The sequence below is a fragment of the Bdellovibrio sp. HM001 genome, assembly GCF_055397275.1.
Genome location: NZ_AP029174.1, coordinates 2438459 through 2464107 on the forward strand (window position 1 = coordinate 2438459; position 25649 = coordinate 2464107).

At 50.4% G+C, this 25649-nt stretch carries 18 protein-coding genes; 11 read left to right on the top strand and 7 right to left on the bottom strand.

What is annotated here, in order from left to right:
* Positions 1–4 precede the first annotated feature (4 nt).
* Positions 5–1189 carry a sodium/glutamate symporter gene (gene gltS, locus ACZ5ZZ_RS11555; RefSeq protein ID WP_464139486.1) on the top strand — a complete coding sequence of 395 codons (1185 nt, stop codon included), beginning with the start codon at positions 5–7 and terminating at the stop codon, positions 1187–1189.
* A gap of 17 nt (positions 1190–1206) precedes the next feature.
* Here the strand turns inward: gltS and ACZ5ZZ_RS11560 are convergent, their stop codons facing one another.
* The 3 genes from ACZ5ZZ_RS11560 to ACZ5ZZ_RS11570 form a co-directional block, all read right to left on the bottom strand.
* Complete coding sequence (locus ACZ5ZZ_RS11560; protein ID WP_464139488.1) at positions 1207–2439, bottom strand: hypothetical protein; 1233 nt, start codon at positions 2437–2439, stop codon at positions 1207–1209.
* Complete coding sequence (locus ACZ5ZZ_RS11565; RefSeq protein WP_464131266.1) at positions 2433–3194, bottom strand: DUF4423 domain-containing protein; 762 nt, start codon at positions 3192–3194, stop codon at positions 2433–2435. Before ACZ5ZZ_RS11565 ends, ACZ5ZZ_RS11560 begins: the two co-directional genes overlap by 7 nt.
* A 105-nt stretch (positions 3195–3299) precedes the next feature.
* A complete protein-coding gene (locus tag ACZ5ZZ_RS11570) occupies positions 3300–3572 on the bottom strand; it encodes a KH domain-containing protein (protein ID WP_464139490.1) in 273 nt (90 codons plus the stop codon).
* 254 nt (positions 3573–3826) lie between these two features.
* Here ACZ5ZZ_RS11570 and ACZ5ZZ_RS11575 point away from each other — a divergent pair, with 254 nt between their 5' ends.
* Positions 3827–4930, top strand: coding sequence for a Rieske 2Fe-2S domain-containing protein (locus tag ACZ5ZZ_RS11575; RefSeq protein ID WP_464139492.1), 1104 nt, complete (start codon positions 3827–3829; stop codon positions 4928–4930).
* 104 nt (positions 4931–5034) lie between these two features.
* Positions 5035–5427, top strand: coding sequence for a hypothetical protein (locus ACZ5ZZ_RS11580; RefSeq protein ID WP_464139494.1), 393 nt, complete (start codon positions 5035–5037; stop codon positions 5425–5427).
* An 81-nt stretch (positions 5428–5508) separates the two neighbouring features.
* On the opposite strand, the gene ACZ5ZZ_RS11585 is transcribed toward ACZ5ZZ_RS11580, so the two are convergent.
* A complete protein-coding gene (locus ACZ5ZZ_RS11585) occupies positions 5509–6279 on the bottom strand; it encodes a S1 family serine peptidase (RefSeq protein ID WP_464131272.1) in 771 nt (256 codons plus the stop codon).
* Between the two features lie 346 nt (positions 6280–6625).
* Here ACZ5ZZ_RS11585 and ACZ5ZZ_RS11590 point away from each other — a divergent pair, with 346 nt between their 5' ends.
* The 4 genes from ACZ5ZZ_RS11590 to adeD are packed head-to-tail and all read left to right on the top strand — an operon-like array spanning position 6626 to position 12950.
* Positions 6626–8098, top strand: coding sequence for a xanthine dehydrogenase small subunit (locus ACZ5ZZ_RS11590; RefSeq protein WP_464139496.1), 1473 nt, complete (start codon positions 6626–6628; stop codon positions 8096–8098).
* A complete protein-coding gene (gene xdhB, locus ACZ5ZZ_RS11595) occupies positions 8089–10416 on the top strand; it encodes a xanthine dehydrogenase molybdopterin binding subunit (RefSeq protein ID WP_464139498.1) in 2328 nt (775 codons plus the stop codon). The genes ACZ5ZZ_RS11590 and xdhB overlap by 10 nt, the downstream gene beginning before the upstream one ends.
* Complete coding sequence (locus tag ACZ5ZZ_RS11600; protein WP_464139500.1) at positions 10409–11209, top strand: XdhC family protein; 801 nt, start codon at positions 10409–10411, stop codon at positions 11207–11209. The genes xdhB and ACZ5ZZ_RS11600 overlap by 8 nt, the downstream gene beginning before the upstream one ends.
* The gene (gene adeD / locus ACZ5ZZ_RS11605) at positions 11196–12950 is read left to right on the top strand and encodes an adenine deaminase (protein ID WP_464139502.1); all 1755 of its coding nucleotides are present in this window, start codon (positions 11196–11198) and stop codon (positions 12948–12950) included. The genes ACZ5ZZ_RS11600 and adeD overlap by 14 nt, the downstream gene beginning before the upstream one ends.
* Before the next feature lie 8 nt (positions 12951–12958).
* Here adeD and ACZ5ZZ_RS11610 read toward each other — a convergent pair whose 3' ends face one another.
* Complete coding sequence (locus tag ACZ5ZZ_RS11610) at positions 12959–13357, bottom strand: group II truncated hemoglobin (protein ID WP_464120597.1); 399 nt, start codon at positions 13355–13357, stop codon at positions 12959–12961.
* Positions 13358–13516: 159 nt separating this feature from the next.
* Between ACZ5ZZ_RS11610 and ACZ5ZZ_RS11615 the strand changes: the two genes are divergently transcribed.
* Both ACZ5ZZ_RS11615 and ACZ5ZZ_RS11620 read left to right on the top strand, forming a co-directional pair.
* A complete protein-coding gene (locus ACZ5ZZ_RS11615) occupies positions 13517–16354 on the top strand; it encodes a hypothetical protein (RefSeq protein ID WP_464139504.1) in 2838 nt (945 codons plus the stop codon).
* A gap of 17 nt (positions 16355–16371) precedes the next feature.
* Positions 16372–19017 carry a CHASE2 domain-containing protein gene (locus ACZ5ZZ_RS11620; RefSeq protein ID WP_464139506.1) on the top strand — a complete coding sequence of 882 codons (2646 nt, stop codon included), beginning with the start codon at positions 16372–16374 and terminating at the stop codon, positions 19015–19017.
* 2 nt (positions 19018–19019) lie between these two features.
* On the opposite strand, the gene ACZ5ZZ_RS11625 is transcribed toward ACZ5ZZ_RS11620, so the two are convergent.
* Both ACZ5ZZ_RS11625 and ACZ5ZZ_RS11630 read right to left on the bottom strand, forming a co-directional pair.
* On the bottom strand, positions 19020–21008 hold the full coding sequence (locus ACZ5ZZ_RS11625; RefSeq protein WP_464131284.1) for a tetratricopeptide repeat protein: 1989 nt from the start codon (positions 21006–21008) through the stop codon (positions 19020–19022).
* A 24-nt stretch (positions 21009–21032) separates the two neighbouring features.
* Positions 21033–22001 carry a FecR family protein gene (locus ACZ5ZZ_RS11630; RefSeq protein ID WP_464139508.1) on the bottom strand — a complete coding sequence of 323 codons (969 nt, stop codon included), beginning with the start codon at positions 21999–22001 and terminating at the stop codon, positions 21033–21035.
* Between the two features lie 206 nt (positions 22002–22207).
* Here ACZ5ZZ_RS11630 and ACZ5ZZ_RS11635 point away from each other — a divergent pair, with 206 nt between their 5' ends.
* Positions 22208–24910 (top strand): RCC1 domain-containing protein, encoded by a 2703-nt coding sequence (locus ACZ5ZZ_RS11635; RefSeq protein ID WP_464139510.1) that lies wholly within the window; start codon positions 22208–22210, stop codon positions 24908–24910.
* 111 nt (positions 24911–25021) lie between these two features.
* Complete coding sequence (gene udk / locus ACZ5ZZ_RS11640; RefSeq protein WP_464131291.1) at positions 25022–25645, top strand: uridine kinase; 624 nt, start codon at positions 25022–25024, stop codon at positions 25643–25645.
* Positions 25646–25649: the final 4 nt, after the last annotated feature.

Here is a 25649-nt window from a genome sequence, read left to right on the forward strand (position 1 = left end):
ACGCATGACGTTGACATCCTTTCAAACAGTTGCACTTGCCGCGTTGGTCGTTTATTTCGGCCGCTATCTTAAAAGCAGGATTTCTTTCATCGAAAAGTACAACCTGCCCTCTCCGGTGATTGGTGGTTTTGTTGTCGCCATCGTCATTTCGCTTCTGAAAAGTCAGGGGCTTTTTGAAATCCAGTTCAACAAAGCTTTCGAAGAAAGTCTGATGATTGCCTTCTTTGCTTCGGTCGGCTATTCCGCCTCGTTGCGTTTATTAAAAGAAGGCGGCCGCGCCGTTATATTCTTCCTGCTTCTGACCATCTGCGGACTGGTGTTACAAATCGCCGCTGGTATTGGCGCGGCTCAGTTGATGGGCCTGCATCCGTTGATGGGTGTACTGACGGGAGCCGTGTCTTTAACTGGCGGTCCGGGCACCGCCCTGGCATTCGGTCCCTCCTTTGAATCCGCCGGGGTGGAGGGTGCTTCAGCGATCGGCCTCACGACTGCCATGGGGGGCATCGTGTTAGGAGGACTTGTCGGAACCCCTCTGGCCACTTATCTCATTAACAAGCGACGTTTGAAGGAGGCTCCACTTGCGGCTTCTCAACAGCACGAGGACTCTCACTTCCTTCGCTCCTTCCCTGGTCGTGATCTTTTGCTGCATATTCTGGCTCTGGTCCTGATCATGGGAATCGGAACCACTTTAAGCTCCTGGATCAGTTCGTTGAAAATAACGCTGCCCATTTACATTGGTTCGATGATCATTGCGGCCGTTGTTCGCAACATTGAAGACGTGAAGCCCGTGTTTAAGATCAAGCCTGAATGGATTGAAGAAATAGGCAATGTTGCCTTAACTCTGTTCATCGCCATGGCCATCATGTCTTTGCGTCTGGAAGAACTGCGCAACGCTGCCTTGCCAATCATTGTCTTTCTGGTCATGCAGGCCGTGCTGGTTGCTGTGACGGCTATCGGCCCCGCATTCTGGGTGGCTGGTAAGGACTATGAGGCCTCTGTGATGAGTGCCGGCTACGTCGGTTTTATGATGGGAACGACCGCCAATGCCATGGCCAATATGTCGTCCTTAGCACAAAGATACGGCCCGGCCCCGAAAGCCTTTTTGGTCATACCTTTGGTTGGCTCTTGTTTTATTGATTTCTTTAACGCCGCATTAGTGACGTTCTGTTTAAATCTTTTCGGCGGATAAACCGCCGGAAAAAATTGCTAGCGCGGAATGAGGTTAAGTTCCACAATACGTCCTGTTTGATCGAAGAGGACGTCATTTTTCTGCAAAGCGACCAGGTCCTGCCCCACTTCATCAATGCGAACCCAACTTCCCGTGGCATCGGAAAAATGCCGGCCAATAAAGGCACGTCGAGGCTCTCCGGTTGGATAAAATTCGATGAGCCCACCGATCTTGGAGGATCGCAGATGGTAATCAGGATGGTTTAGTTCAAACTGAAAGGACATCGCACTGGTCATACGACCTTCAATATCGTAGTTCACTTCGTAAGCAGTGATCTGACCATAGGATTCCCGACTGTAAATCACGAAGCCCACGCTTGAACAACGTGGACGAACTCGCTGAATCACACCACTGGCATAGAAGTTTATCTCTGCCGGAGGCCCTTTGGCCTCTGGTCCACACAAGAATGGAGCTGTTTTGCCCTGCGGTGCTGGCAGCTCTACCTGTCGCGCCAGAACGGCTCTTTTCACAACTTCAGAGTCGTAGAACTCTACGGTGTAATCACCCTCTTCCCCCAGACCACCACCGTGCAAAATCACCGGGTAACCTTGAATGTCTATGGCCTGCAGACCGGAACGCTGAATCAGATCCACGTATTTCTTCAGCGTGACATTTCGCATGTTTGTCGAATGCAGATAGCCGTTCAACAGGCGCACACCGTTGGAAGACTGAAAACCATTTTCCGGCAACAGACCTTCACGATAGATGATCTCATGCAAAGCCAACGCTGCCCGCTGGGTGTTGTTCATTCCATCCCAAACATCTTTATTGATGTAATAACGGTGACCCGCGATACTCGGGCGTTTGTACTGAACGGCCCCCTGCACCAGTCGGCAGCCCTTCGGCAAAGCGCCCCAGCCACGATCCGGAACATCGGTAAACTCAGCCCCGGAAATCATGCGCGTTTCCTGCTCGAAAGTTTTTGCGTAGGACCGGTACAATCGGGCGCGAGTCGGATTGATTTCCTCCAGCCTATTGATCATTTTGGCCAAGACGTCCTGGTAGGAATACGCCTCAATCAAATCCAATTTGAAAGTCTGAACCTCACGGGCTTCGTAAAGATCCAAAACCTCGTAGCGTTCCCATGGGTTGTTTTGCGGACAGTCAATAACACTGCCCCCATTACCTTTTTCATCCCCACCAAAACGAGCCTGCGCAAGGCCTCCCCAAGATAAAATCAATGCTGCGATTAAACACGAAAGTCTTAGCATAAAGGGCTCTTCTCTCTTTCTTGAACCGTCAGGGGGAAGAATTGAATATTCAAGTTGTAAACCTCTGTCATTTCACCTTCTTCAACAAGCATGGACAGTTTACGGCGGAACTTTTTAATCAGGCTTTTGGCTTCAGCAAATTTTTCCGGATTGATCGCCATCGTGATGGATGTAAAGTCACGCACATCCGGAGGTGTGCTCTGCAAAACCTCCATGGCTTTGGTCATATCCGAAAGATGCGCCTTCACCAGGGCTTGGCTCGGAATATCTTCCGTCGTTGCCAAACTTGCCACTGACCGGGCTATGGAATTTCCTTTGCGCTTGATGAACCCCAATTCCATCAACAGCTCCAAACTTTTTTCCACTCGCTCCACGGGCAAAGCCAGGCGCTCGGCAATCCACTCTGGCTCTGAACGGAAGGTCTTCATGCGAATCATGTTCAAGATGGCGTAATGTTCCCAACTGGAAAGCATCTCCATCTCTTTTTCCATCAAAACTTTCTGAGCGGCAAATTTACGCGAACGCGTAGAGATCAACGAATAAACCTCATTGCGTTCTTCTGTCCCCAGTTCCAAACCCAAAACAATCTTGTTGGCATAGAACTCACTTAAAGGACGTTTCCCGTGCATCAACTCATTCAAACAACCGGGCGAAATGCCCACTTTTTTAGCTAAAGAACGAAAGGAGAAGCGAGGGTTCTTTTTTTGAATTTCCTCAAGTTTGGTTTTTAACAGGGCTCCGAATTTATTAGACATTATCCCCTCAAGATGAAATGAAGGAATTTTTACATTTAATGACGAAGTTGCAAGATTAAAATAACAGAAGCGTTCCCTCTTTGCGTCACAAAGGAACGCCCACGACTAGATCACTAGTTCGATGATCGCTCGAAAGCCGTGATTCCCACTCATCGCACCAATGATATTTCTTAGTGAGGTGATGTTTTTTCCTTGGGCACCAATAAGCTTGCCACGCACTTCAACCGGAACCACCACTCGATAGATCGTCGTTTTGTCGCCCTCAGTAAAATCCACTTCCACGTTGTTGTAGCAAGATGTCATCTCTTCAATTACGCTCTGTAGAACCCCTGCCAGACGCTTCCGAATATCCTTCACTGTGTCCACATCTTCCGCCACATGTTCCTCCCTAAACATCATTGTGTGGGGCTTCATAAAGGAAGGGCAATCCCTTGAGTCCCATTTAGACTCCAAAGTGTTCCACCAAGATTCTAGAATCTGCCTGCTATCCCAGCAAAGCTCCGATGAGAATGCTGAAGACCTCATAACACAACACCCAGTGTCGAAGCCTCCACTTCCATCAAGCTCCTGCCATTCACCAAAAAGACCCCAGAAACTCTTTTCTCCATCTCTATTTACAGATTCAATAAGCTATGAACTCCACTCCTTCTTGGAACAAACTGGGCTCCGTCGAAGTGCTTAAACAAAAAGAACTTCAGCAACTCGAAGTTCACCGCACCAAAATTGCCTTGATCTACAAGAATGAACTTTTCACGGCCATCTCGGGTGTATGCAACCACGCGGGGGGCCCCTTGGGCGAAGGTTGCCTCGAGGGGGATTACGTTGTGTGCCCCTGGCACTATTACAAATTCCACTATCGAACCGGTGAAGGGGAACCCGGATTCGAGGCCGACCGAGTCCCCAGCTATCCCCTGAAGATCGTAGATGAGGAACTTTGGATTGATCTTGCCAATGCAAGTCCGCGCCAAAAACTGCCTCACGCTCCGCATCCCTTGACACGAAAGCCCGAGCGTCACGACGGACCATTGCGGGTGGTTGGGATCTCAACAACCGTGATGGACTCTGCCCATCCACGTATTTCCACCTCGGAGCTTTTGCTGCTGGAAACTTTAAAATATGCACAGGACAAAGGTTACGAAACCCATTTGCAGAAAGTTCGCGATTTGAAGTTTCGCCACTGCGAGGGGTTTTATTCCAAAAGCGCGCATGCCTGCACCTGGCCCTGCTCACTAACTCAACTGGATGAAACCGACCAGCTCGATCGCATTTATGAAGACCTGATTCACTGGGCTGACATCATGATTTTGGCCACCCCGATTCGCTGGGGTTCGGCCAGTTCGTTGTATTACAAAATGATCGAACGCTTTAATTGCATTCAAAACCAAATCACAACCCACAATAATCAGCTTATACACAACAAAGTCGCCGGTTTCATCATCACGGGGGGCCAGGACAATGTGCAGTCTGTCGCCGGTCACCTGATGGGATTTTTTTCGGAGTTGGGGTTTCACCTGCCTCCGTTTCCGTTCATCGCCCACTCCCTTGGGTGGAGCGCCGAAAACATGGAGCACAATGTCCGTTACGTTCAACACAGTCATGCGCTGGCCGAAGCCTCCAAAGAGCTGCTGGACCGCTGCGCAAGTTTATCTTGCGCTCTGCTAGCAAACAACGAACTCCCCCTGCAACATCGCGCAGGGCGCAAGGCTTACAACGCAAAAAAACACCGCGACGTCTAAAAAATAAATACAGGCACTGTCGATTTTATCGACAGCACTTTTTTAACCGATGACCATCTGAACCGCCCCCACCCTGGAATCGGACTTGCAGCTTTTACCTGCGCATGAAAAATAACGCTTTTCTATTCCTTGCATTGACGTTTTTACTGTCCCTGACAACCCCGGGATGGGCCCAGGCCTGCCAGTGCATCGCCGACCCCTTCAGCAAAAAGTATCAGCTTTATGAAAAGACCTGGTATGGCACCAAACGCAAGTGGACTTGCGTTTATACCTGTCAGGATTCCCAGCAAAACCGCAGTGAAATTATCGGCACTCATTCGGACTGGTACATGAGCGACAAGGGGCTTGAGGGCATTTGTGAGGGGCTTCATTATGTAAACACTTACAGCGCCTTCAAAATGGATTTTGTCTGGGTTTTCGAAGAAGCCCGCTGGTTTGACGCCAGCCAGTCCAAGGCCCCAGAACTTGTGAAGTGGAGCAAAGAGCGCTGTCGCTAAGTCGCTCGGAAGAAGTCATAAAAAACAAAAACCCCGAGGCAATGCCCGGGGTTTTTTTGTTTTTAGCTTTTTGCAGCAGAATTACTGAGCAGTTTCAGTGATCCATTTGTATGCGTTGCTCACTTTAGCGTAAACGCCATAGTAGTTCGCACGAGCACAACCCTGACCCCAGCTCACGACACCAACCAGGTATGTTTGATTGTTTTCATCCTGAGCCACAAGAGGACCACCAGAGTCACCTTGGCAGGAGTCTTTACCACCGGACTCATAACCCGCGCAAATCATGCTGTCTTTGATTTCGTTCTTATAAGACTTGTTGCAAGCCTCAGTGGAAACCAATGGAACGCTGACTTTTTGCAGCAAAGTTGGCAAAGAGTAAGAACCTTCACGAGTCGTACCCCAACCAGCCACTGTCGTCATGATCTGGGAACCGTCTTCTGGAAGAGTGATTTCAGATGGATTCAAAGCCACTGGAGTGTAGGAAGAATCCTGAGAAAGCTCGATCAGGGCAAAATCATTTTCCATTGTGCGGCTGTTGTAACCAGGGTGAGCGATGATTCTCTTAGGAGCAATAGACTCTGCATTCACCGCATTTGTGCGATCATGAAGACCGATTACAACTTTTTTCACAGTGCCACCGCGAACGCAGTGAGCCGCCGTCAAAACCCAGTTCTTCTTGATCAGAGATCCACCGCAGAAGTGACTGCTGCTCTGTAGAGACACGATGTAAGGAAACTCACCGATGGACGCCTCAACGCCACCAACGATTTTACCTTCTACAGGACCAGACTTCGCAAATACCGGAGCAGACATCATCATGAGGCCTGCAATTACAAGATGGTTCATTTTCATTTTTTTCCCCTCTGAACGCGAATCCTTCGCGATCTGATATCAATCGTTGTCTGTTTTCCCGCAATGCTCAAAGAGTAGGTCGCGTTCCAGATTGGAACTGGCCCTCTTTTAGACCTTTGCAGAGGGGAAAAATTTGCCCGCGAAGATATTCTCCTCGACTTAAAACTCGTGATTTTTGTGCTCATACGCTGGAGAAGACTCAAAACGCTGGAATCTGCCTGCTTTTAAGGGGCAACCATGGCTTCGGCGCAAAGCCCTTCACCGCCAGCACCGTGTCATTGAGGTCATTGCAGTTGGCCCCGCAAATTCTATTGAAATGGGGTTCCTTTTATGAGAACCCATTTAGATGGCTGATTCAAAAATTCGCAACGAAATTCATGTCCTTATCAACGGTGTTGAACATAGCATCGGTGGTGAAAAAGCATTCCTTCCTCTGGCCCAATATCTGCGAAACCACTCCCTGCCGGGAACCAAAGTGGTCTGCGCCGAGGGGGACTGTGGCGCCTGCACGGTTTTGGTTGCCAAACTCAAAGCAACCCAGGCCGAAAATCCAGAGTGGTCAGATTTTCAAACCATCAATTCCTGTATCGCCCCGATGTACCTGTTTGACCTGGCCTCGCTGGTCACTGTGGAAGGTCTGTCAGACCAGGACGAGCTGAATGAAGTGCAGGACAAAATGCGCACGTTCCACGGCGGTCAATGCGGTTACTGCACGCCGGGCATGGTGTGCGCGCTTTCATCCCTAGCCGAAAGCAGCCACTGCCATGGCAAAAGCATTTCAGAAAAAAAAGCCCGCAACCATCTGACCGGCAATCTGTGCCGTTGCACGGGTTATGAGCCTATTCTGCAAGCGGCGACGCATGTGGATCTATCCAAGTGGAAACCCCTCAAGGAAAGATATCTCACCACACAACAGTCAAAGAGCTTTGCTCCCCTGCTAAAGGATTCCTTGCACATCGAAGCGGGCCAGCGCCGTTTCCATGCGCCCTTCAGCCTTTCTGTGGCGGTGGATCAGAAAAATCAATCCCCCGAAACTCGCTTGGTGGCCGGGGCCACGGACCTGGGCGTTCTTCATAACAAAGGAAAGTCCTTCCTTGATAACGTGATGAGCCTGCATAAGATTGCCGAAACTGAAAAAATTGAATCCCGAGCCGACGGCGTTTGGGTGGGCGCGCGTGTGACTTTGACTCAGCTTGAAAATTATGTGGAAAGCACCCTGCCCGAACTGTCCCGTTTGCTGCGCATCTTTGCTTCGCCCCAGATCAAGAATCAGGGCACCTTGGTGGGGAATGTGATGAATGGATCTCCGATTGGGGACAGCATCCCGGCTTTGCTGGCCTTGGATGCCAAAGTTCATCTGCAATCTGTGGACGGTCTGCGTGAAGTTCCTTTAAGCCAGTTTTACAAGGCCTATAAAGTCTTTGACGTAAGACCCAACGAAATTGCCACTGGAATTCTGATCCCGGTTCCGGGACCGGAGTGGAAACATCGCTTTTTCAAAGTATCCCTGCGCAAAGATCTCGACATATCTGCCGTGACCTTTGCGGCGAGTTTAAAAATGGATGGTGTTAAAATAACCGAGGCACGTTTTGCCATGGGTGGTGTCGGCCCCACCGTGGTGCGCCTGCCAGAACTTGAGAAGTCGGCCCAGGGGCGGAGTTTCGACGAAGCTCTTTTTGCCGATCTGGGGAAGCAGGTTCGTTCTTTGATCAAGCCCATTTCTGATCTGCGTGCTTCGGACGAATACCGTCTGAAAGTTGCCGAGAATCTATTTAAAAAATGCCACTTAGAACTTGAGCAGGAAATCCCATGTCCGTAGGTCAAAACATCCCCCACGATTCATCCCGAGGCCACGTCACCGGCGAAAGCGTTTTTATTGACGACCGTCCTTTGATGGCAGGCGAAGTGCAAGTGATGCCGATCGGAGTTCCTGCTGCGGCGGGAATTCTTAAGTCCATTGATGTCTCTGAGGCCCTCAAGGCTAAAGGTGTGCTGGCGGCTTTCACTGCCAAAGATCTTCATCACAATTCCTGGGGTACGATTGTCCCGGAACAACCCATTCTGGTGGCTGATAAGATTGGATACTATGACGAACCGGCGGTCCTGCTGGTGGGAACAGACATGGAGTCCTTGCTTCGCGCCAAAAAATTCGTGCGCTTTGAGGTGGAAAAAGCTCCGGCCATCTTTACGATTGATGACGCCATCGCCAAGCAAAGTTTCATCTATAAAGCCAATGCCTTCAGGGTCGGTGACGTGGAGGCTGCTCTGGGTCAATCTGCGCACCGTCTTAAGGGGGCTTTTGAATGTGGCGGTCAGGAACACTTCTATCTGGAATCCCAGGCCTGCATCGCCTATCCCCTGGAAGACGGACAGATGGAAATCCACGCCAGCTCCCAGCATCCGACCGAAACTCAGCACGTCGTGGCCGAAGCCTTGGGTTTAAGCCTGCATGAAGTTGTCTGTGTTGTAAAACGCATGGGTGGAGGCTTTGGTGGAAAAGAAAGTCAGGCCGCCCCGTTTGCGGCCATGGCGGCTTTGGTGGCGCAAAAAATGAAACGCCCGGCAAGACTGTGTCTATCCAAAGACGACGACATGATGATGACCGGAAAACGCCATCCCTTTAAAAACTACTATGAAGTGGGCTTTGATGATGATGGCAGAATTTTGGCACTGAAAGCCCATCTGTATGCAGATGGTGGCGCCTATGCCGATCTTTCCAGTTCAATTTTGGATCGCGCCATGTTCCATGTCGATGGGGCCTACTATTTACCAAATGCGTTTATCGAAGGTTCGGTGGTGCGCACGAACTTATATTCCAACACCGCCTTCCGCGGTTTCGGGGGCCCGCAAGGAACGATGACGATCGAAAGCATCATCGAAGACATCGCTCTTTACCTGAAAAAAGATGCCTTGCAGATTCGTGAACTCAATTGTTACCAGAAAGTTGTCAGAAATGTGACCCACTATGGGCAGCACTTGGGGCACAACCCCCTGCCGGATCTTTTTGCAGAACTTAAAAAATCATCGGACTACGTAAAGCGCCGACAGGACATTGACGCCTTCAATGCCAGCAGCAAGACACATGTCAAAGGACTGTCGATGACTGCGACCAAATTTGGAATCGCCTTCACGGCGCGCTTCCTGAATCAGGGTAATGCATCCGTCAACGTCCACAAAGACGGCACCGTGCAAGTCTCCACCGGCGCCACGGAAATGGGTCAGGGTGTGAACACCAAGATCCAGCAGGTGGTGGCGCATGCCTTTGGGATTCCTTCTCAGGATGTCAAAGTGATGGCGACTTCGACAGAGAAAAACCATAACACCTCTCCGACAGCGGCCTCCAGTGGATCGGATATCAACTGTGCCGCGGCAATGAAGGCCGCTTTGGGAATTCAAAAGCGTCTGGCGTGGCTTTTCCAGAACATTCTGGCGGGGACTCCGATGAATGACATCGCCGAATGTCCGGCTTTGGATGAAACCCAGCTGCGCTTTGAAGAATTCCAATTTGAAGGCGGAATGCTGACACATCTTCCGTCGGGTAAATCCATTTCCTGGCAGGACGTCGTCAAACAAGCTTACTTCAACCGAATGTCTCTGGGGGAATACGCTCACTTTAAAACCGAAGGTTTGGGTTTTGATAAAAAAACCAGCCAGGGAACACCCTTTAAGTATTTCACCAATGGTGTGGCCGTCAGCGAAGTGCAAGTCGATCTTTTGACGGGCGAATACAAAGTCTTGCGTTCTGATATCCTGATGGATCTTGGCCGCCCCATCAATCCAGGGATTGACCGTGGTCAGGTCACCGGAGCCTTCGTGCAAGGCATGGGCTGGGTGACGTCCGAAAAACTTTTCCACAACAAAGACGGAAAACTTCTCAGTCATTCTCCAACCACCTACAAGATCCCGAATGTCCAGGACACACCAAGGATCTTTAATGTTGAATTTATTGAAAACCATGAAAATCGCGAAAACGTTCATCGTTCCAAAGCCGTGGGGGAACCTCCGTTCCTTTTGGGCATTAGCGTTTGGACGGCACTTAAAGATGCTGCCAATGCCAAAAGCAAAGGTTTGATTTCAACACTGAAGTCCCCGGCCACCCCCGAGGACATGCTGATGGAGCTTTCCCGTCATGAGTAGACTGAACTTTGAAGACTACCTTACTGCCGTCAAAACCCTGCAAGAGGCAGGAAAGACCTTTGTCAGTGTGACACTGGTGAACCAACAAGGATCTTCGCCTCAGGAAGTGGGCGCACGCGCCCTGATATCGGCTCAAGGGCTGGAGTTTGGAACCGTCGGTGGAGGCAAAGTGGAAAAACGCGCCATTGAAGAGGCGCAAAAAATGATTCAGGCCAAAACACCGCACCTTTATGCCGACTGGAATCTGCAAAAAGATATCGGCATGACCTGCGGGGGCGTGGTCAGTTTCTTCTTTGAGCTGCATGAACAGAATCATCCGTTTCATATCTATGTCTTTGGCGCTGGCCACATCGCCCAGGAATTTGTGCGTATGCTGACTTTGCTGGACTGCCGCATCACCTGCGTCGATCCCCGGCAGGAATGGATTGATCGCCTGCCAAAGTCCTCAAAGCTTAAAACCGTTTGCACTGAAGACATGAAGGGCCTGGTGGCCTCTATCCCCGACAAGGCCTATATCACTTTAATGACCATGGGACATGGAACAGATCTTCCTGTACTGATTGAAGTGATGAAACAAAGGGATCGCTTCACTTACGTCGGCAATGTCGGAAGCGACCAAAAAGCCCGCCGCCTAAGACAGGATCTTTTGGATGCAGGACTGCCCCAGGAATCCTTGACCCGCTTCTTCTGCCCGATGGGTGAAAACTTTGGCACCAACTCGCCGGTTGAAATTGCCTTTAGTATCGTGGCGCAAATCCTTAAAACAAGGGACCAAAACAATGAGCCTGCATAGTAAAAAAACACAAAAGATTCCCTCGCAAGAAATGCCCCAGCGTCTGGCGCAAGCCCGCGGGGATGGCGAACTGGATCTGCTGATCACCAACGTCCACTTGCTGGATGTGATCACCGGTGAAACCTACCCCACCTGCATCGCCGTGGGCGGTCAGTACATCGTGGGTGTTGGACTTGAATATCAGGACCAAAAAGCGGCACGCATTTTCGACGCCCAAGGGGATTTTGTCACACCAGGCTTTATCGATGGTCACTTGCATATTGAATCTTCCATGATGTCGCCTTTTGAGTTTGAAAAAGCCACCTTGCCTTTGGGTACCACCACGGCCATTTGTGACCCCCATGAAATCACCAACGTTCTTGGTGGAAAAGGCTTTAGCTGGTTTTTGCGTTCATCAGAACTGATGCATCAGAATCTGTTTGTTCAGATGCCATCCTGTGTGCCGGCGCTTCCGGGTTTTGAAACCACGGGCAGTGATTTCCCTTTGGAAGAAATGAAAAGCTTCAAAGACCACCCGTCCGTGCTGGGGCTGGCCGAAATGATGAATTTCCCCGGTGTGATTTATGCCGACAAGGACGTTCACGCCAAGATTGAGGCCTTTGACGATCTCAACATGGACGGACATGCTCCCCTGCTGCGTGGTAAACCACTGAATGCGTACCTGCTAGCCGGGATCCAGAACTGCCACGAAACGGTCACCCTGGAAGAGGGCCGCGAAAAACTGCAAAAAGGCATGGGCCTTATCATCCGCGAAGGCAGTGTTGCGAAGAACTTAAAAACTTTGGCGCCTTTGGTGAATGATTTTTCATCACCTCAATGCCTGCTCTGCACCGATGATCGCAATCCCTTTGAAATCGCACACGAAGGTCATATCAACTATTTGATCAAAGAGCTGATCAACAAACATGGCGTAGCTGTTCACGTGGCATATCGTCTGGCAACTTATTCCGCGGCAAAACACTTTGGCCTTAAAAGACTGGGACTGGTGGCTCCGGGCAAGAAGGCCGATCTGGTCTTTTTGAAGGACCTTAAACAAGTGGACATCCAGGATGTGATGATCGGCGGACAGTTTGTTTCGGAACTGCATCTGGAAAAGTCTTTGCAGGAAAAACTTCAAGCCTCCCAACCCCCTTTGGAAAACACCATGAAGCGGACCTCTTTGACGGAAAAAGATCTGACTGTGAATCTGCTTCCAGGTGTTTACAATGTGATTGAGATCGTGCCTCACGAGATCATCACTCAGCATCTGACTTTGAAGTTCGACGGACAGAAATTTGAAAAAGAGGACGTTCTTTTCATGGCCAATATCGAGCGCTATGGCAAAGGCCTTCCTCCCGCATTGGGTCTGGTGAAGGGTTTGGGACTTAAACAGGGGGCTTTAGCAAGCTCTGTGGCCCACGATTCACACAATATTATGGTCATTGGCACCAACGCCAAAGACATGACGGTGGCGGTGAACACGTTGATTGAAAAAGGGGGTGGCTTTGTCGTCGTCGATCAGGGAAAAGTCCAGGCCCTGGTGGAACTGCCGATCGCAGGTCTTTTAAGCCTGCAAAGCGCGGAAGAAATCAAAGATGGCATTGCCAATCTGAAGAAATCCTTCCGCAGTCTGGGGGTTGCCCTGGATGAGCCTTTTATTCAAATGGCGTTCCTGGCCCTGCCCGTGATTCCAACCCTGAAACTCACGGACCGCGGCCTGGTGGATGTGACGAAGTTCAGCTTCATCCCGTTAGAGGCTTAGAACAAGCGCTACTCTTGGTTTTCCTCGATGTTGCGCATGTGATCGGCGAGCCGAAGCAAAGAATGCAGAAGCTCGCTGCGCAGGGGCTCTGCAATTTGCAGCTCATCAAAAGCCTGCACCATGCACAACATCCACTGATCCCGTTCGGACTTGCCAATTTTAAAAGGAAAGTGGCGCATGCGCAGTCGCGGATGCCCATAGCGTTCCATAAAGAGATTCGGTCCGCCCAACCACCCCGACAAAAACATAAAGAGCTTTTCTTCAGAGCCTCGCAGGTTTTCCGGATGCATCTGGCGAATGCCCTGCACCTCTGGAAGTGTGTCCATGATCTCGTAAAATCTCTGGGTCAGTCGGCGCAGGACCGGCTCACCACCTAGCAGTTCGTAGGGCTTTTTTTCTTCTGACATTACAAAAAAGTACTCTTGAATCCCAAAGAAAAGCAATCAACTTTCCCTCTGTCTCAGAATAAGCCATGAACATTTCAAGAATCGTTCAAGACCCTTTTCGGCCTTCAGTAGGACCCATAAAAATCCGATTAATTCTCCATATCTACGAGGTTCATTGACATGAAAAGACACTTTCACCAGTACGTTATCTCTTTGCTTTGTCTGTTGGCTTTAGGCTGTGATCGCCTGACCGTGGATAGCAGTAAAATATCTTTGCAAGTTCCCAGAAGTCTTTCTGGCAAAATGAACTCGGCCTCCTCCACCCTGATGCTGAAGCATCTTGCCGTTCAAGTCACAGCTCCGGATATGAGTCAGCCTATCACCCTGCTTCAAGATGCGGGTGGTTCCTCTTCATTGGGCTCAGAAATCACCTTGGAAATTCCGTCCGGTTCTGATCGTCTGGTGCAGGTACTGGCGGCCTACTCTCCGGCAGGCTCTGATGGGGGCGCGATCTTGTACTACGGAGATGTCAGCAAATCTCTGGCAGGTACAACAGAAACTTTGGATGTACCGCTACAAAAACTTGGCAGCGAAAGCACGGTCGAAGGTCGCCTGAAAGGACGCTATCTTTCTTCCGCCAATGCTGGCCCCAGCGGAGAGCTCAAACTCTTTTACCGACCCCCTGGCAAACCCGCATTGCTAGTTGATAGAAAAATGATGTTTGGTGGATGGTTTGAAATGGTCGCCTTCAGTGACATCCCCATGGACTATGTACTGCCTGATGGCACTTATATGGGACAACAATGGACCACGAACACTCTTGTCACAGGCCCTCACCTTGTCAAAGTCGCAGAACCCTTGTCTTTCCGCGAGCAGTGGACCAGTGTCGGAACTTCGACGTGGATCCAGCAATTGCCTGAAGACAAGTTCTTTGGCTTCTTTGCCAACAACCCAACTTATCTTTCCAACAAAACCGTGTGCGTTCAATCCGCTCTCAGCAACGGTGGATCTTTGTACTCGAACTCTCATTTTGTCAGTGCAAACCGCAATCATCCAATGCCTATCAAACATTTCGCCACCGGCTCAACCCCCACAGCCACGCCGCAGGCCCTTGCATTTATTGGCGGACGGGCCTTCAGCGATTGTGCGTCGTTACCCCCTGCCGAAGAATTTATTTCCTATCTTAAATTCAACGGCAATTCCTGGGATAACCGGATTTATAACATTGGTGAAAGCAGCGGGATCGTGGGTCTTCAAACCATGTTCAACCGCCCTGAGGAAAACCCTCAATACCGCTCAACCTCTAAGTTCGGCGTCAACTCTTCAGGAGTCTACCTAGAAACACGTCCCCTTCCTGGAGCCCTTGAGGGAATCAACGGCCTTCAGGTCTATAGAAAAGTCACGACGGCCATGCCTATGCCAAGCACTGAATACGATGAGCGCTGCGAGAGTGAGCGTCTTTCCAGCCGTGGCTGGAGTCTATACAAATCCCTGCCGCTGCCAGCATTGGACAATGGTGCACTGAAGATACAGGTAGACTCATTAGGCTTGGCCGCGCAGACTGAATATCAGCATATTATTTGCCTCAGTCGTGATGGTCATCCCCATGGGAAACCCAATCACATCTGGGTAAACAATACCAGTCCATCACTTCCTCAAACACTGAGTTTGAGCTCAAGCCCTTCCACGGGACTTCCCTTCAACCATTGGCCGGTGGTGGGTGAATGCCGTGCTGTCCAAGTCAACCTGTCCGGTTCAAATTTCGCCGTGAACCCGTACCCTTCTTTGGGCTATACAGTGACAGCAAAAGATTACTCTGATGCAGCGGCGGCTATCTTGTACAGCACCAAGGATTGCAGTGGCTCGCCGGTATCGACTCTGTCCAAGACATTTACAGCACAGCTTATCGAGTCCACATTCTATATAAAGTCAGCGTCCTACGGTAATTTCAACCTTTCGCTGACAAACACTCTGGGACTGACCAATCCAAGTCCTTTTAATTTAAACGTTGTCGACCCCACAAGCACTCCAACCAGTGTCTCATTGTCGCTGGACACCACCAACACCACGTCGGGAAGCTTCCCTCCTTTGATGGCGGTCTTCCCGCAAGGCTGTCATCCCGTTGCCGCCTTTTTCCACGAAGGAGGCAATCCGGTTAACAATACCGGTACCGCCACCTTCTCTTGGATTGAGCTCGATGGGGTCACATCCTACACGCCTCCTAGTGACATCAAAATCGTCAATAACTGCGTATCTAGAACCCCTCAAGCCTCCATCAACGTCGTCAATGGCGTCGGACGATTCGCGGTGTTGGCTGGCCCCAGTCTGCTAAACAATGTCTCTTTAAAAGTCGACGGCTTTGGAACTTCTGGGATGGCCAATCTAAATATAACACCGCTGGCGCATCATCTTTCTTTGACCCTGCCCTCGGGTTCCAGCACCACCCCACAGGTTTATCAATGCCAGGCCGTCCAGGTTGAGGTTCGTGATTCTTCCAACAATCCGGTCATCATCCCAGCAAACAAAAAACTTAGCTTTCACATTCACTCCCGTCCTGAGATCATGGCTCAGCCTGTCGATGTATCCTTCTATTCCGACAGCAGCTGTACATCTCAGCAGCAAGAGCACGAAGTGGCGGCAGGCACCTCCTCCAAACTGATCTACATGAAAGCCAATAGCCTCGGGGCATTCTTTGTTGGCTACTCCTCTTCGTACACTCAGACTATGGGTTCTTCTCCGGCAAGTGAAATCCGTCTCAATCCAACTCCGGCCCCGCTGTCTGTCGATCTTGGAGGCTACAGCACCATTCCGAACACTGTTTCTTACGGATTTAACATTGTAGGCGGAACACCACCCTACACGGCCACTGTGACTCAAGGATCCGCTACCGTGAATGTCATTCAGCCTTATGCTCCGAACTGGCAGCTGTCGGTGATACCATCAGCAACGGGTCCTTTAACGATTGTGGTTCAGGATAGTGCCGGACAAAGCACGACTGTGAATCTAACTGTGTATTAGACATTTAAGAAAGCACCATGAAGACAGAAAAAATCAGCATCTTGATCGGCATCATCATCTCGGCGTTCTTTGCATGGTTCAGTGATTACTATTTTAAGTACTCACGAACCCCCGCGATCCAGCGCCCCTACAGTCCTTTGTTGGAAAGCACCGAAGTGCTGGATTTGCGTATCAACGATTTTAAATACAAACTGCGCCCTTCGGTTCAAAGTCAGGCGCCAGTCGCTTTGATCGCCATTGACGACGCCTCTGTGCGTGAAATAGGCCGCTGGCCCTGGAGCCGCGAAATGATCGCGGAGATGACTGACAAAGTCCTGCAACATGGCGCGAAGTCGGTCTCGTTTGATGTGATCTTTGCGGAACCTGAAACCGCCAACCCTGCAGCGGATACAGCCTTTGCAAAGGTTATTGAGAAAAATCCTGACAAAATCGTCCTTGGAACATTCAGCGAAAACCTGATCGATTTCCAACCCCATCAGGATCTTTGTGTGGCTGAAGCGTTTTTGGCCACCGGGGGTGATCAACTGGTGAAAATCAATCCCAGCTTCTCAATCGATGAAGAAACCCATGCAATTGATGATCTGAACTGGGCACCACTTTTTAAAACCTTCTTTGACAGTATTCAGGAACGCGAAGAAGAAGAGCTTCTTAAAAGCCTGGGAAAATCCTCACGCGAAGAGCTTTCCACTTTCCAAAAGAACAACTTGAAAGCCCGACAGTCCATGGCGCTGTTTGACTATTGCCATTCTTGGTTGACTAAAGACGATATTTTCCTCAAAGGTGAAAATCGGGCCCAGGTGGCTCTGTTATATGCAGAGGTTACCAAAGACTCCCCTGAGCTAAAGAATCTCAGCTTTGACAATCTGCTGGCACGCATACGCAGTTCGTACAAAACCCATCCCATCCCGCAGTATGGTGAGTGGACTCCCAACATCCTTGAGCTGCAGACCCCGGCCACTTACACCGCCAGCTTTATTGCGCAACTGGATTCCGACGGCTACGTGCGCCGTTATCCCCTGTTCTTCCGTTCGGGCCACAAGCTTGGAACCAGCTTCATTCCTTCCATGGCCTTACAAAGTTTTTTGCTTTCCGGACCCTACCGAGCCGAACTGAAAATGAACACCGGTAAAAAAGGCGAAAAATCCCTGGAGTCCTTTAATATCTACGACACCTCCAAAGATCCGGAAGTCAAAATCAGCAGCTACCCCGTCGATGGATCAGGACAACTGCTGATCAATTTCTATGGCCGCCAGATGTCTTTGCCCTATGTTTCTGCCAAAGAGCTTTTCAACGACAGCCCGACCGTCAAGGTCACCACCAGTGTCCTGAATCAAAAATCCAAACAACTGGTTTATGAAACCAAGGAATACGACAAAAAAGAATTCTTCAAAGATCGCAGCCTGATTGTCGGGGCCACGGCCGTGGGTCTGTACGATCTGCGCAACACCCCTTTGGAAGCTAACTATCCCGGCCCTGAACTTCATCTGACCATGCTGGCGAATCTGTTCGATAAAAACTTTTTAAAACCCTGGAATGCCGAATCCGCCGTGATGCCGTGGATTCTTTTGATCGGCGGCACCGTGCTCGCCACGGCGTGGGCCTTAATGGGGCCTTTGGCCTCTATTGCGGGCTTTGTTCTGATCTTTGCACTGTTGGCAGGTCTGGATCTGTGGCTCTTCATGCACAAACAAATCCTGCTGCATTCATTCCTGATCTATATCAGCGCTCTGACAGGTTTTGCCGCCATTCAGTTGTTTAAGTACTTCACCGAGGAAAAAAAGAAGAAAGAACTAAAATCCACCTTCTCGAAATATGTTTCTCCGGCCGTGGTCGACGAACTTTTAAAGGACGCTGCCAATCTTAAACTGGGTGGGCGAAGAGAGCGTATGACCGCCTTCTTCTCAGACGTGCGCGGATTTACCACGATTTCAGAAAAACTTCCTCCGGAAGAACTTTCCCGTGTTCTGAATCTGTATTTGACTCCAATGACCGAGATTGTGTTTAAAAACCAGGGGACTCTGGACAAATACATGGGGGATGCGATCATGGCCTTCTTCGGAGCGCCGGTGAAGGACCCTCAGCACGCCGCCCATGCGTGTCGTTGTGCCTTGCAAAGCCTGGATAAACTCAAAGAACTGCAAAAGGAATTCTCTGACAAAGGGCTTCCTTATATCGATATTGGAATCGGCATCAACACCGGCGAAATGAGCGTCGGCAACATGGGTTCTAATATCGTTCAGAACTATACCGTCATGGGCGACTCGGTGAATCTGGCTTCGCGTCTGGAAGGAATCAACAAAGAATACGGCACCAGAATCGTGATCAGTGAATTCACTTACGCCGATATTCAGGGGCAGTTTACCGCCCGGGAAATTGATCGGGTGCGGGTCAAAGGAAAACTGGAGCCCGTTCGTATCTTTGAACTGATCTGCGAAGGAAAAGCTTCAGGCCCACAGGCGGAAATGCTGACATTGTTCGAACAAGGTTACAAAGCCTATCATGAAAGGCGCTTTGCAGAGGCCCAGGAGTTCTTCAAAAAGGGCCTGGAACTCTACAACGGGCAAGAACCGGTGTGTGAGCTTTATATTGAAAGGTGTCAGGACTATATCGACTCCCCACCCCCGGAAGGATGGGACGGAGTCTATGTCATGAAGACCAAATAGAATTATTTGCCAAGAATGCTGTGGGTGAACGTGAAAAGACTGGTGACAACGAACTTGTTGTAATCGTAAGAGTCTTCATCAGAATCGCCCACATTGTACTGCACACTCATCAACCAGTTCACGTTGCGCTTAAGATCCTTATTGAAAGCCGCGGTGACAATGGGGTTTGAATCGATACGTGTGGTCACCGCCTCATCATAGTTCTGACTGGAGTATTCGGCACGCAAACTGGCGTTGCTTTTCCACCATGCTGCAAAAGCATAGGTCAGCCCCACAGACGATCGCTTATAGCGGTAATTGCGGCCTTCAGCCTGATTGATCAGATAACCCGCATCCAGGGTCAAAGACTTCTCCCCTTTTAGATCCAGAATCCACGTCGGCAACAAGGTCATACCATAACGCAGACCACTTTGATCATCGTCGCCCACGGAAGAGTCCAGCAAAGTCTCTTCTTTGGATGCTTCCAGACGCACAGCCATCAGCATATCACTTTGCACTGGCGCCGCCAGCGTGGTGTTCACCCCCAGGGATCGAATCACCTCCGAACGAGTGCCTCCCGTGGGGCTCATGTAGATGCTGCGATAAGTGGGAACGAGTTCCCAGTTCAAAGAGCGTTTTGAGAATTCAAATTCCTTGTGAAACGGAAGACTCAGATCCAACTGCAACGGGTCCGCCGTTTGCAAAACCGCATCCCCCTGAAAGCTGGTGTTGGTGCTGTAGTAATCAGAAATTCCGATTTGGGTTCCAAAATCTGATGTCGGGGTTCGTTTCCAGATAGCCAAAGCACTGGCGCCATAGTTCAAACGCAAGGCCTTCACATCTGTGGTCACGTTATTTTCAGCCACATTCAAAACGTTGCCGTCATAAACAGCACCGATAAATCCGGTGAAGCGATACTTTTCTTTCTTGCTCTCATAAAACGCCTGCATCTTGTCAATTTGATTCAGAAGCTCTTCCGCCGAACGGTCCAACCGAGGGTCCTTGGAGTTATCCAGCACATACTCCATGCTCGAACGGGCCTCGGGGAACTTCTGCTGCTGCATCTCGATATTCCCCGCAAAGAAGGATGCCATCGGGCTTAAGGTTGCATCATTCTCCGAGCGAATCTCGACAAATTTTTTGCGGGCTTTTTCGTAATCCCGAAGTTTCAGATGATTAAGGGCAATATAGTAGTCCTTCTCCAAAGACAGTTCTGACGGAACATCCGCCATGGACAGCGTTGCCAGGGACTTATTGTAGTTTTCAATCTTGTACAGGGTCACACCATAGCGGTAGTAGTAAGAATCCTCTTCCGGATCCATGTCCACGGCCTGGGCATACTTGCGTTCAGCCCCGGCATAGTCTTGTTTGGCGTAAAGTTTGTCAGCCTCTTTGACCATATTGGTGGCTGCGGCTTTCTTGCGATTTTTTTCTGCCAGCGTCAAAGCCGCCTGTTGTTCCAGCAACTGGGCTCTTTGTCTTGCCTGCTCTTCTTCCAGGGCCAATTGTGTTTTTTCCATCTGGCGCTTTTCCTCACGCTCCTGGCGCTCCAAACGGCGCACCGCCTGCGGAGAAAGCACTTTAGCCACCGGAGCCGCTGCCACTGGCTTGGCTTTTTGCTTTTGTTCCTGTACGGCTACGAACTTTGCCAGTTCATCAGCGGACTTAAACAGCACAATACGCTGAACTGTCTGACCGGGAATAGCATAGGCATAAAAAGGTGGCTGGCCGGGATCTGAAAATTCCAGAATGCGCGGACGATTGTCCCCGATAAAGAACTGAATGATGAAAAAACCGCTCCAGGGGCCGTTCGCGCCACCACGTCGGTGCAACATCACCTGAGCGACCTTGCCGGATTCACTGTCCCGCACACGCAGAGGACGTGAATCACCTTGCACGGAATTATCCTGAAGTTCCAATTCCAAGGACTGTGTCTGAGAAATTTTTGCATCCAGCGCATAGGCTGAATTCACAATAAAAACACCCGCAATACCCAAAGCTGCAAATTTCATAGATGTGTCTTCTTCTTAATTAGATTATTGAGGAGTCGGACGGATGATAACCTTGGTTTTCCCACCGGAGCGCAAAACATCCTTCACCGCCGTATCCGTGGTTGGAGCGCGCACCGTGGTGTTGGGTGGAGCTGTCGCGGTCCCCGCCACCGGTTTGATTTCTTTTGCCATGCCCAAATCCATATCTTTGCTGTCAATCATGGACGTGGTCGGCGCAGCTTCTGGTCCGACAGTTGCAGGAGCCTCGGAAGCAATTTCCCGACTGGCTCCGGACTCAGTAGCAGGAACCGCCGGAGGAATATTTGTCGCCAGCGAGTCATTTTCAATCTGCTTGATTTCTTCTTTAGGTAGGGCCTTTGGAGCTTCCGGCGCAGTGGAGTTTGGAGCCGTCGTGGTCATCTGGCCTTTTTTAACAATCACGGGTTGCCCCATCGGACGCCCCTGGGGATTCACAGCCATCACCGCCACAGATCCTTTGAAGGTGACGATTGAGGTCATGCTGGTTTTTGGATCAAACCCAGTCTGAAACTGAGTTCCACGCACCCCAGCCACCGCTGTTGGAGTTTTGACCTGGAATTTGTTTTTTTCACCATCATAGTTCTGCTCAACGTTGGCGCGCAGTTTACCCGCACCGAGTTTGATTTCGACGTTCTTTTTACCTGTGGCCGGATCATTCTGATAAGTGGCAATTTCAATGGTCGTGTCAGGATTCAGATTTAGGACGTTGCGATCGGACATGACAATCTTGGCGCGAGAGTCTGCAGCCGTGATCACTTTGTCACCTTCATAGACTTTGGCACCGACTTTGGCCGCCGCTTCCGCTTTACCTGGGGACTGGATCTGCACGCCCCCTTTGACGACCATAAAAACACCATACATTTTTTCTGCGGCAGAGACCTGCACCGCAAGTCCCAAGAGAAATAAACCCACCACCGTATTTAAAGACGCCGCCTTTACGTTCATATCCATCCCTGCTGTTAAATATGATTTCATTTTAGATGAGAAATTCTTGGATTAAAAAAATACTTTGTCAGTTGTCTCTCTTTTGGACCGAGGTCTCAGGCCTCGACTGGACCTTTCTCTAATCATGTCACAACTGACATCTTTTTGCGCTATTTCGGTACAACATCTCGAGCTTAAGAATTATTCAAGCTCCCCTGATCATTTAGAAGACTTATCAAAAAGCCGACAAGTAAAACATGAAAAATTATTCCGTTCTTCCGATGTTGGGGCTTCTTGTCGGGCTCTCAGGATGTGATCGTCTGTCTTTGCAGGATTCCTCCAAGGTGCGCATTCAATTTCCCTCCGCACAATCGTTAGCCTCAAAAGCTGAAGCCTTTGCAACCTCTGGCGGTACGACACCGGACGGTCGACCGATCCCCACTGGATTTACGGGTTCTGCTCCAATCAACTGCTATCTTGTCACTGTCACTGGGCCGGAAGAGGCTCTTCGCAGAAACACCTGCGCACGCGACGACAATTCAGCACCGGCGCGGAACGTAGGTCCCTGGACCGGCGGAGTTCCTGCTGGTGGTGAACTGACCATGGAAGTTCCTTCCGGGGACAGCCGCGAGTTCCTGGTGATCGGCTTTTATGCTCCAGACGGACAATGCAAAGACTTTAAATCCGCGGGCTTCGGTGACGGACTGTCACGTCCTTATGTTTTGGGATCCAAGGCAGGGATGAAACTTCGTGCCGGAGAAACCACCGTCGTCGATATTCCCATCACTTATGATTCAGAAAAATGGTTTGATAGCTGCCGGGGTCCTGATTTCCCGGAGGACGGCCCTTCAAACCCAGGCGCAAGCATTCCTACACGCATTACCAGCAGCAAAGACTGGTTCCCGGCCAACACCTATGTTCTGGGAGCTTGCACTAGCGTGGGTGTCTTTCTTTCTGACGATCAAAATAGACATGGTGTTCTTCCCACAGACACTCAGTTCTTTTTATCCCTGAATGGGACCCAAGTTGGCATTTACCAAAGCTACGACGAATGTCACCAGATGCTGGGCACCAGTCCGACTTCCACGATTGCTGCCGGTCAAAACTTTAAAGACGTTGTCTTCCGTGCCCCCGACACTCCAGGCCCTCTGGAAATCAGCATCACCAATGTCTCCTCTGCTGTGGTCTTGCAGACTCAAACAAAAACCTATCAAATTGTCGATTCCGGCCTGAAAGGGGTTGAGCTTCAAGGGGCTCGGTCTATTTTGCCGGACCTCTGTTATCCATTTAAATTAACTCGTCGCTACATTGATGCAGGCAACAGCCCCGATAATGCCATGAGTCCCGGTGTCGTGACTCTCGCCCCCGGAGCGGGTCTTTCTGTTTACAGCACGTCCGATTGTTCGGGAGCTGCGCAAACGTCCATCACGATCCCTTCCTATTCTTCTTCAACAGCGGTGTGGGTGAAAAGCACGGGGACTGCGGGGCAAAATAGCATCACTTTGTCAGGTGCGAGCTTCGTTTCGCTGACTCAAAATATCTATCGTGGCGGCGGAACCAACACACCTTCTAAACTGGAACTGCGGGGGCACAGAGACGGCCCAACTCGTGATTTCTGCTACAACTCCCCTTTCGAAGCCATTCTGGTGAATGATCAGCACACTGCCGTGCTGGCTCCATCCCCATTAGAAATCCAGTTTACCTCCTCCTCTGCCGAATACTTCTCAGACAGCGCTTGCTCTTACCCCGTCAGCTCCGTCAGCTTGGCTGCGGGTCAATATTCAGTGCCATTCTTTCTTAAAGCGCGCACACCTCAGGCTCTGACCCTGGGGGTAAGTTCCAGCCTGACTCAAGCCGGAAGCTATACGATCAATGTTCGTGGTCCCTTTGCCAATGGTTCAGAAAACGTATTTGTCTCTGGATTTAACGGCGTTTGTGCCAAGTCTATGATGGGATCCTTCTGCTGGGGGAACCCTAGCGGAGGACGATTAGGATATCCCGTCAGCACTCAACAAAACATCCCTAAACATATTGCCCCCGCGGGCACAGACTGGAGCTATGTCAAAATGGGCTATGATTTCTCCTGCGGCTTGTCCCATGCTGGCGAAGTCAAATGCTGGGGGATGAACACCAAAGGTCAGCTCGGTGACGGCACAACCTCCCTTCACGATCTGCCAGCGCCGGTCACTGGCGGCGACTACTTTATCAACCTGTCGGTCGCTAACAGCTCAGCCTGCGCGATCACCACGATGGGCGTCTTAAAGTGCTGGGGTGACAATATCTCAGGGAATCTTGGTGACGGGACTACGGTCTTCAAGACCAGCCCCACCACAATCGACGCGGGTGTGACCTATAATCAGATTTCAGCTGGATCGAGTCACACTTGTGGAATCACTAATACCGGACAACTCAAATGCTGGGGCACGAACACCTATGGCAAGCTTGGCACCGGCAATGTCACCAACTACAACACACCAACCGCGATTGATGTGGGAACAACCTATTCCATGGTGTCCGTCGGAAGTACGCACACCTGTGCCGTCACCACCAGCGGCATTCTGAAATGCTGGGGTGGCGCCGACTTTGGTGCCGTTGGAAACGGTGTGGCCTCTGGAAGTGTCACAACCCCGACGGTGATCGACAGTGGGACTTCCTACATGCAGATTTCAGCCGGAGAACAAATGACCTGCGGAGTGACCCAGGCAGGAGCCATCAAATGCTGGGGGTTAAACACAAACGGTCGCCTGGGTGTGGGCACCATGACCTCGGCTGTCAGCGTTCCAACACAGGTGAATATGCCTGCAGAAGCATTGCCCGCCTCAGTCATTTCCACCGGATCTGGAACCACCTGTGCAATTTCCAATGGTGGAAAGCTCTGGTGTTGGGGTGAGGGCCAAGAAGGCGAACTCGGGGTGAACAACCCGACAGACTCCTCTACGCCACAGCCGCTGATTTACTAAGTCTTTCGTTTATAGTTTTGACAGTCCTGCAAAGACTGCAAACCTCTTACGCCCCTGTTGAAAAATGCAGTTAAAATATCGAAACTGCGAGGGTTCAACAGGGGTTTTGTCATGAATCAAAGACCACATATCATAGGTGTTGCCGGCGGCAGCGGTTCCGGAAAAACCTATTTCGCCAAAGAACTGCAACAGATGCTGGGCGAAGCCAACTGCACGATTCTGTATCAGGACAACTACTACATCGATCAATCGGCAAAATTCGACGGGGACGGCGGTTCAGTGAACTTCGATCATCCCGAGGCGTTGGACTTCACCCTGCTGGCGCAGGGGCTGCGTCTGCTGAAATCCGGCATTGCCGTGAATGTTCCAATTTATGACTTTGTCACCCACTCACGAAAAAAAGAAACCCTGCTTGGTCAGCCCAAAAAAGTGATCATCGTCGATGGAATCTTAATCCTGCATTCCCACGAAGTCCGCGCCGAACTGGACGAGGCTATCTTTTTTGACACCCCGGAAAACTTGCGCTTTGAACGCCGCCTGAATCGCGATGTGCATGAACGCGGTCGCACACCTGAGGGGGTTCATAAGCAGTTTGAACTTCAGGTTCGCCCTATGCATAACTTGTTCGTGGAGCCCTCCAAAGAACACGCTCACCTGATTGTCAAAGACCTCGGGGACTACAGCCAAGCTCTGGAGCAAGTGTGCTCCCGTCTAAAACAAAGATATCTGCTCTAGCCCC